Genomic DNA, 5,746 nt, shown 5'->3' on the forward strand with positions numbered 1-5,746 from the left:
CCTTTTTGAATTTTTGTTTCTCCTGGGTTTCCATGAGGAGAAGCGGCATTGGCTCCGGCAAGAACCATGGTCGAAAACGACATTTCGGTAACACCTTTTTGTTTTAAGGCGTACTCTAGGGCATTTAGAATTTCTAACTCTGTTTTTCCTTCCTTAATTTCACTAGCCCCGAATTCAACGGCGAAATCGGCAAGGGCACAAGCCTCTTCAATAATTTTTAATTCCTTGGCATCTTTAATCATTCGAAGCATGCGTAATTTTTCTTCAGCAGAAACAAAAGATGCTTGTGGGAATAACTTGGAAAGATGTTCATAGCGTTCTACATTCATATGTTCTTTTTCAATCGCTGCTTTCGATACACCCTTTATTCTTTTATTAATAGAATTTAATATCATTTCCCATGGGTTTTGGATGTCACTGTAACCAATAATTTCATGGTCCCAGCCTGACCGTTTGGCATCAGGCACTTCCATTGCAGGGCAGACAAGGAAAGGCTCTTCCGTCTGAAAGACTGCTAGTGCGAGCAGCCGCTCATGTGGATTGGTGTAATATCCACTTAAATAAAATACATTCTCAGAAGAGGTTAGAAAACTAACTTCTATATCGTTATCCTTCATCCATGATTGAAGTTTCGTTAATCGTTGATTCATGTTAACTCCCCCTATGTAATTCATATCCTATTTGAGATTATCAATTAAAACATGAAAAGTAAACTTTCGATGTTTTAAAGTCCTCTTGCTTAAATTCGATTTTTCAGGAAAATACTAGAGATTATGGAAGGGATTCCAGCTATTGTATGGAAATAAGTAATAGAAGAAAACGAGAGGAGCGAATGTGATGAAAATATCTTATCACGGACATTCAGTGGTACAAATTGAAACAAATGGAAAGAAAATTTTAATTGATCCATTTATTAATGGTAACCAATTAACAGACTTGAAAGTGGCTGAAACAAGGCCTGATGTCATTATTTTATCGCATGGACACAATGACCATGTCGGGGATACGGTCGAGTTAGCAAAGAAAAATAATTCCCTCGTTGTAGCTAATCATGAGCTTTCAACTTACCTAAGCTGGCAGGGAGTGAATACCCATGCGATGCATATTGGCGGAGCCCATCAATTTGAGTTTGGCAAAGTTAAATTAACACAAGCCTTTCATGGCTCAAGCTATACAACAGAAAATAATGAAATCATCTATTGTGGGATGCCTGCTGGGATTTTATTTATGAATGAAGGAAAGACCATTTATCATGCTGGAGATACGGCGTTATTTTCAGATATGAAGCTGATTGGTGAGCGACATCCAATTGATGTGGCCTTCCTGCCAATAGGAGATAATTTTACAATGGGACCTGAAGATGCAGCATACGCAGCCAAACTGTTAAAAGCTAAAACAGTTGTACCAATTCACTTCAATACCTTCCCGCCAATTAAACAGGATCCTTTCAAGTTTATCGAAATGCTTGAAGATAAAAATGGTAAACTACTTCAACCAGGCGAAGTTATCGAAATTTAAATGTTCTAGGTGATTTACATACTTTTTTACCTCCCCTATGCATAAATATGGAACAAGCAGTCTTTTAGGGGAGGAAAATAAATTGAAAAAAAACAGATATTTACTTTGCCTGTTACTTTGTGGCTTTTTACTTTATTACGGAGCACCGCGCTTATCAATTCATGCCGAAGGTGCCCAAGGGATATTTTCATTAGCATGGCTCGCATTTGCATTAATGGTTATTGCTGGAAATCTTACGGGTCTGCTTTATAGCCCAAAAAGGCAGGGTCAAAAACCTCAAGTAGATCGACGAGTAAAGAAGAAATCCAGGTCCTTTCACTGAGAATTAAGGTCAATGTGAGAATCCGCATTGAATCAAGGCTTTTAACACTCTATAATAAAATTTATATGTAATCCAGATTATTCGTAACTGAATGAATGGAAGTTGACTATAAAAAGGGTGAAGGTCTTGGCCACAAAGCATGAACAAATTTTACAATATATAGATGGACTCCCAATTGGGGAAAAAATATCTGTCAGGCAAATTGCGAAGGCGATGACTGTAAGTGAAGGTACAGCCTACCGCGCGATAAAGGAAGCGGAAAATAAGGGATATGTCAGTACCATCGAACGAGTTGGAACAATTAGAATCGAACGGAAGAAAAAAGAAAACATTGAAAAGCTGACTTTTGCAGAAGTAGTAAACATTGTTGATGGACAGGTGTTAGGCGGAAGAACAGGGTTGCATAAAACATTAAGTAAGTTTGTGATTGGTGCGATGAAATTAGAAGCCATGATGCGCTACACCGAGGCAGGCAACCTTTTAATTGTTGGTAACCGGACACAGGCACATGAACTAGCCTTAAAAGCAGGCGCTGCTGTACTCATTACCGGGGGATTCGATGCGGAAGAACATATCAAGAAACTGGCTGATAAACTCGAAATACCGGTAATATCAACAAGCTATGATACCTTTACGGTTGCTACAATGATTAACCGGGCGATTTATGACCAATTGATTAAAAAAGAAATAATATTAGTTGAAGATATTTTAACCCCGCTTGCCGATACTTTTTATCTAAAAACGACGGATAAGGTGTCCAAATGGCACGAATTTAACCAACAAACTGCCCACAGCCGCTATCCTGTTGTCGATCAAAACATGAAAATACAAGGGATGGTTACAAGTAAGGATATCCTAGGTCAAGGTATGGATACATCTATCGATAAGATTATGACCAAACACCCAATGTCTGTTAATGGGAAAACAAGTGTGGCCTCAACGGCTCATACCATGGTCTGGGAAGGAATTGAAGTTCTCCCTGTTACGGATGACGCTAACCGACTGGAAGGGATCATTAGCAGGCAGGATGTATTAAAGGCCTTACAAATGAACCAACGACAGCCACAGGTTGGGGAAACCATTGATGATATCGTTACCAATCAAATGGTATTAATGCAGGGCAAAGCAAAAGGAGAAGAGGTGTACTCTTGTGAAGTAACCCCGCAAATGACAAACCAGCTGGGAACCATTTCATACGGTGTTTTTACTACCATTGTCTCAGATGCTGCGAACCGAGTCTTACGATCATATAAAAAAGGTGACCTTGTCGTTGAAAATATGACCATTTACTTTATTAAACCAGTTCAGATGGAAAGTATATTAGAAATTTATCCAAAAGTACTTGAAGTAGGACGTAAATTTGGAAAAGTGGATGTTGAGGTTTTTAATGAAGGCGTATTAGTAGGGAAAGCGATGATGATGTGCCAACTGTTGGATAGAAGTTAGAAAGAAAAGCTCCAGTCTCTAGGCGCTGGAGCTGGACAGTTATTCGTATAAACAGAGCCGCTTCATAGAGAAGCGGCTTCAGATTTTTTATTTTTGTAGTTCAAAATTTTTTGCTTCCTCGATTGCGAAAGGAAGGTAATGTTTGTATTTTTTGAAACCGATCCAGCTGAAGATGGCTCCATAAACAATGAAAACAGCGGCAACAATATACATAACCGTTGTTTCGGAAATAAATAGCATGTGATTGACTCCGAATAAAAGGACAAAAAGCCCTAATGCAATATTTGATTTAGCGGCAAGCCATTTCTTTTCTACTAAACGGTTGCTTCTGATGTATTTTGTTTTATAAAATAGGTAGAAAGCAAAGAGTATAGCAATTAATATAACAAGTACAAACATATTATTTCCTCCAAGCATAGAAAATCTTCTATTATTGTACCTGTAAAAACAAAAAAATACCACCATGGTTTATGAGTTGGTAAAGGAGAAGCGCCCATGATTGAGCAAATATTAGCAGAGATTGAAAAATATGAAACCATTATCATTCATCGTCACGTCCGTCCAGATCCGGATGCATATGGTTCACAAGGCGGCTTGGCAGCTATTTTACAAGAATCCTTTCCGGATAAAAAGATTTATGCTGTTGGTCTAGAAGAACCAACTCTTCATTACATGCGCAGGCTGGATGTGATTGAAGATGAAGTTTACAAGGGGGCATTAGTGATCGTTTGTGATACTGCAAATGCGGAAAGAATTTGTGACAAACGCTACGCACTTGGTGATAAATTAATAAAAATTGATCACCACCCGAATGAAGACCCTTATGGTGATTTACTATGGGTGGATACAAGTGCCAGCTCTTGCAGCGAAATGATTTATGAATTTTATTTGAAGGGACAAGCCAAAGGGCTAAAAATGAACGATTCAGCGGCGAGACTTTTATACGCTGGAATAGTCGGCGATACGGGCAGATTTCTATTTCCGAGTACAACAGAAAAAACGCTAGGCTATGCCGGAGAATTGATCCATTATAATTTTTCTCGTACCGAGTTATTTGACAAGATGTATGAATTAGATCTCAATATCGTTAAATTAAACGGATATATACTTCAAAATTTTGAACTTCAGAAAAACGGTGTTGCCTCAGTTAAATTAACAAAAGAACTTCTCAAAGAATACAATGCAAAACCAGCAGAAGCATCACTGCTTGTCGGAATATTAGGGAATGTAAAAGGGATTAAGGCATGGGTATTCTTTATTGAGGAAGACGAGCAAATAAGAGTTCGTCTGCGTTCCAAAGGCCCGGTGATAAATGTAGTTGCAAGAAAGTTCAAAGGAGGAGGACATCCACTAGCGTCCGGAGCCTCCATCTATTCTTGGAGCGAAGTGGATGATGTATTGAAAGCACTTGGTGAGGTTTGTGAAAACTATTCTTTAAGCAAATAGAAAAAAATCGGCCCTCCTCCGGCCGATTTTTTTATTCAAATTGAATCTCTAATTGAATAGATAGGTTCGTGTAAAAAACCATTTCTTTAACCTTAAGTTTATACCTTTTATCATTTATCTTTACTGGTTTATTTTCAATAATCTTTTTTAGAAGGTCTTTACTTTTATAAACTGTTTCAATATCTTTTGCAAGCATCATACTAATGTCATCCTTCACTGAGTCTTCTGTCTCTAATACACTTAACGAATCAAGTTTATATTTTTCCCAGTTTGTAATTCGAATATTGATTTTCTGTACCGTGAGTTGTTCAATGTTCCGCTTGTTGATCTCTTTATATTCATCCTGCCAAATTTTTTTCTCCTCGTTTAAGTCAACAATCTCCTGTGCTTGTTTCCGGATTAATTCTGTGTTCTCCTCCTGCCAGACCCCATAAATATATAAAAAAATACACCAGCTAATCGCTCCCCCAACGGCCATTCCAGCAAAAAAACGCTGCCAGGCAGGTTTTCGATATAATGGCGGGATTCTCATGATGAGATATGCTCCTGGGTTAACCAATTAATAATTAGAGCTCCAGTCTGGGCACCGCCAAGGGCAGAGAGGATTAATAAGAATTGTTTAAAAAGATCCTTTGTATCTGCGTTAAATAAACCCCTTTCAAACGTATAAACTGCGTCAAACGTTCCACCAATGGCGGATACAATGGCCCAGATTCTAAGTGCTGAAGATAAGCGATATACCGTTGTCAGCGGCGGCTGACCAGTTAGGAATGAAGCAATCCCCCCAATAAGTGATCCGCCGAGTACGACTCCCAAGGCAATAAAGTAGCTTTCAATAAAAGCAGGAAAAAAACCAATCTCTTTCATCATGTCAACCGCCTCTACGCATAGTCAATACCCAATACTCATGTATATGGACAAACCAATAGAAATATGTTTTTTTAAATGGATATGATAAAGCTAAACGTCCATTTTGGCACCCTGTTGATTGGAGAGGAAGGCACGAAGACTCCT

General features: G+C 38.5%; 8 protein-coding genes. 4 read left to right on the forward strand and 4 right to left on the reverse strand.

Going from position 1 to position 5,746, the window contains the following annotated elements:
* Window positions 1–650: M24 family metallopeptidase (locus V7659_RS24055; protein WP_335542670.1), on the reverse strand; the 650-nt coding region annotated here is incomplete at its 3' end.
* A 187-nt stretch (window positions 651–837) separates the two neighbouring features.
* Here V7659_RS24055 and V7659_RS24060 point away from each other — a divergent pair.
* The 3 genes from V7659_RS24060 to V7659_RS24070 all read left to right on the forward strand — a co-directional run bounded on the left by V7659_RS24060 (window position 838) and on the right by V7659_RS24070 (window position 3,286).
* Window positions 838–1,518, forward strand: coding sequence for a metal-dependent hydrolase (locus V7659_RS24060; RefSeq protein ID WP_335542671.1), 681 nt, complete (start codon window positions 838–840; stop codon window positions 1,516–1,518).
* 82 nt (window positions 1,519–1,600) lie between these two features.
* Window positions 1,601–1,840 carry a hypothetical protein gene (locus V7659_RS24065; RefSeq protein WP_335542672.1) on the forward strand — a complete coding sequence of 80 codons (240 nt, stop codon included), beginning with the start codon at window positions 1,601–1,603 and terminating at the stop codon, window positions 1,838–1,840.
* A 126-nt stretch (window positions 1,841–1,966) separates the two neighbouring features.
* Complete coding sequence (locus V7659_RS24070) at window positions 1,967–3,286, forward strand: CBS domain-containing protein (protein WP_335542673.1); 1,320 nt, start codon at window positions 1,967–1,969, stop codon at window positions 3,284–3,286.
* 87 nt (window positions 3,287–3,373) lie between these two features.
* Here the strand turns inward: V7659_RS24070 and V7659_RS24075 are convergent, their stop codons facing one another.
* On the reverse strand, window positions 3,374–3,685 hold the full coding sequence (locus V7659_RS24075) for a YtpI family protein (protein WP_335542674.1): 312 nt from the start codon (window positions 3,683–3,685) through the stop codon (window positions 3,374–3,376).
* A 96-nt stretch (window positions 3,686–3,781) separates the two neighbouring features.
* On the opposite strand from V7659_RS24075, the gene V7659_RS24080 reads away from it, so the two are divergent.
* Window positions 3,782–4,732, forward strand: coding sequence for a DHH family phosphoesterase (locus V7659_RS24080; protein ID WP_335542675.1), 951 nt, complete (start codon window positions 3,782–3,784; stop codon window positions 4,730–4,732).
* A 31-nt stretch (window positions 4,733–4,763) separates the two neighbouring features.
* Here the strand turns inward: V7659_RS24080 and ytrI are convergent, their stop codons facing one another.
* A complete protein-coding gene (gene ytrI / locus V7659_RS24085) occupies window positions 4,764–5,264 on the reverse strand; it encodes a sporulation membrane protein YtrI (RefSeq protein WP_335542676.1) in 501 nt (166 codons plus the stop codon).
* A complete protein-coding gene (locus tag V7659_RS24090) occupies window positions 5,261–5,602 on the reverse strand; it encodes a YtrH family sporulation protein (protein WP_180230121.1) in 342 nt (113 codons plus the stop codon). Before V7659_RS24090 ends, ytrI begins: the two co-directional genes overlap by 4 nt.
* Between the last annotated feature and the right edge of the window lie 144 nt (window positions 5,603–5,746).

Source organism: Neobacillus drentensis, from assembly GCF_036966985.1.
Taxonomy (GTDB): domain Bacteria; phylum Bacillota; class Bacilli; order Bacillales; family Cytobacillaceae; genus Neobacillus; species Neobacillus drentensis_E.

Bases quoted from the DNA above. Each gene is read 5' to 3' on its own strand.
- V7659_RS24060 (WP_335542671.1), top strand. From the start codon at position 838: ATGAAAATATCTTATCACGGACATTCAGTGGTACAAATTGAAACAAAT.
- V7659_RS24075 (WP_335542674.1), bottom strand. From the start codon at position 3,685: ATGTTTGTACTTGTTATATTAATTGCTATACTCTTTGCTTTCTACCTA.
- V7659_RS24080 (WP_335542675.1), top strand. From the start codon at position 3,782: ATGATTGAGCAAATATTAGCAGAGATTGAAAAATATGAAACCATTATC.
- ytrI (WP_335542676.1), bottom strand. From the start codon at position 5,264: ATGAGAATCCCGCCATTATATCGAAAACCTGCCTGGCAGCGTTTTTTT.
- V7659_RS24090 (WP_180230121.1), bottom strand. From the start codon at position 5,602: ATGATGAAAGAGATTGGTTTTTTTCCTGCTTTTATTGAAAGCTACTTT.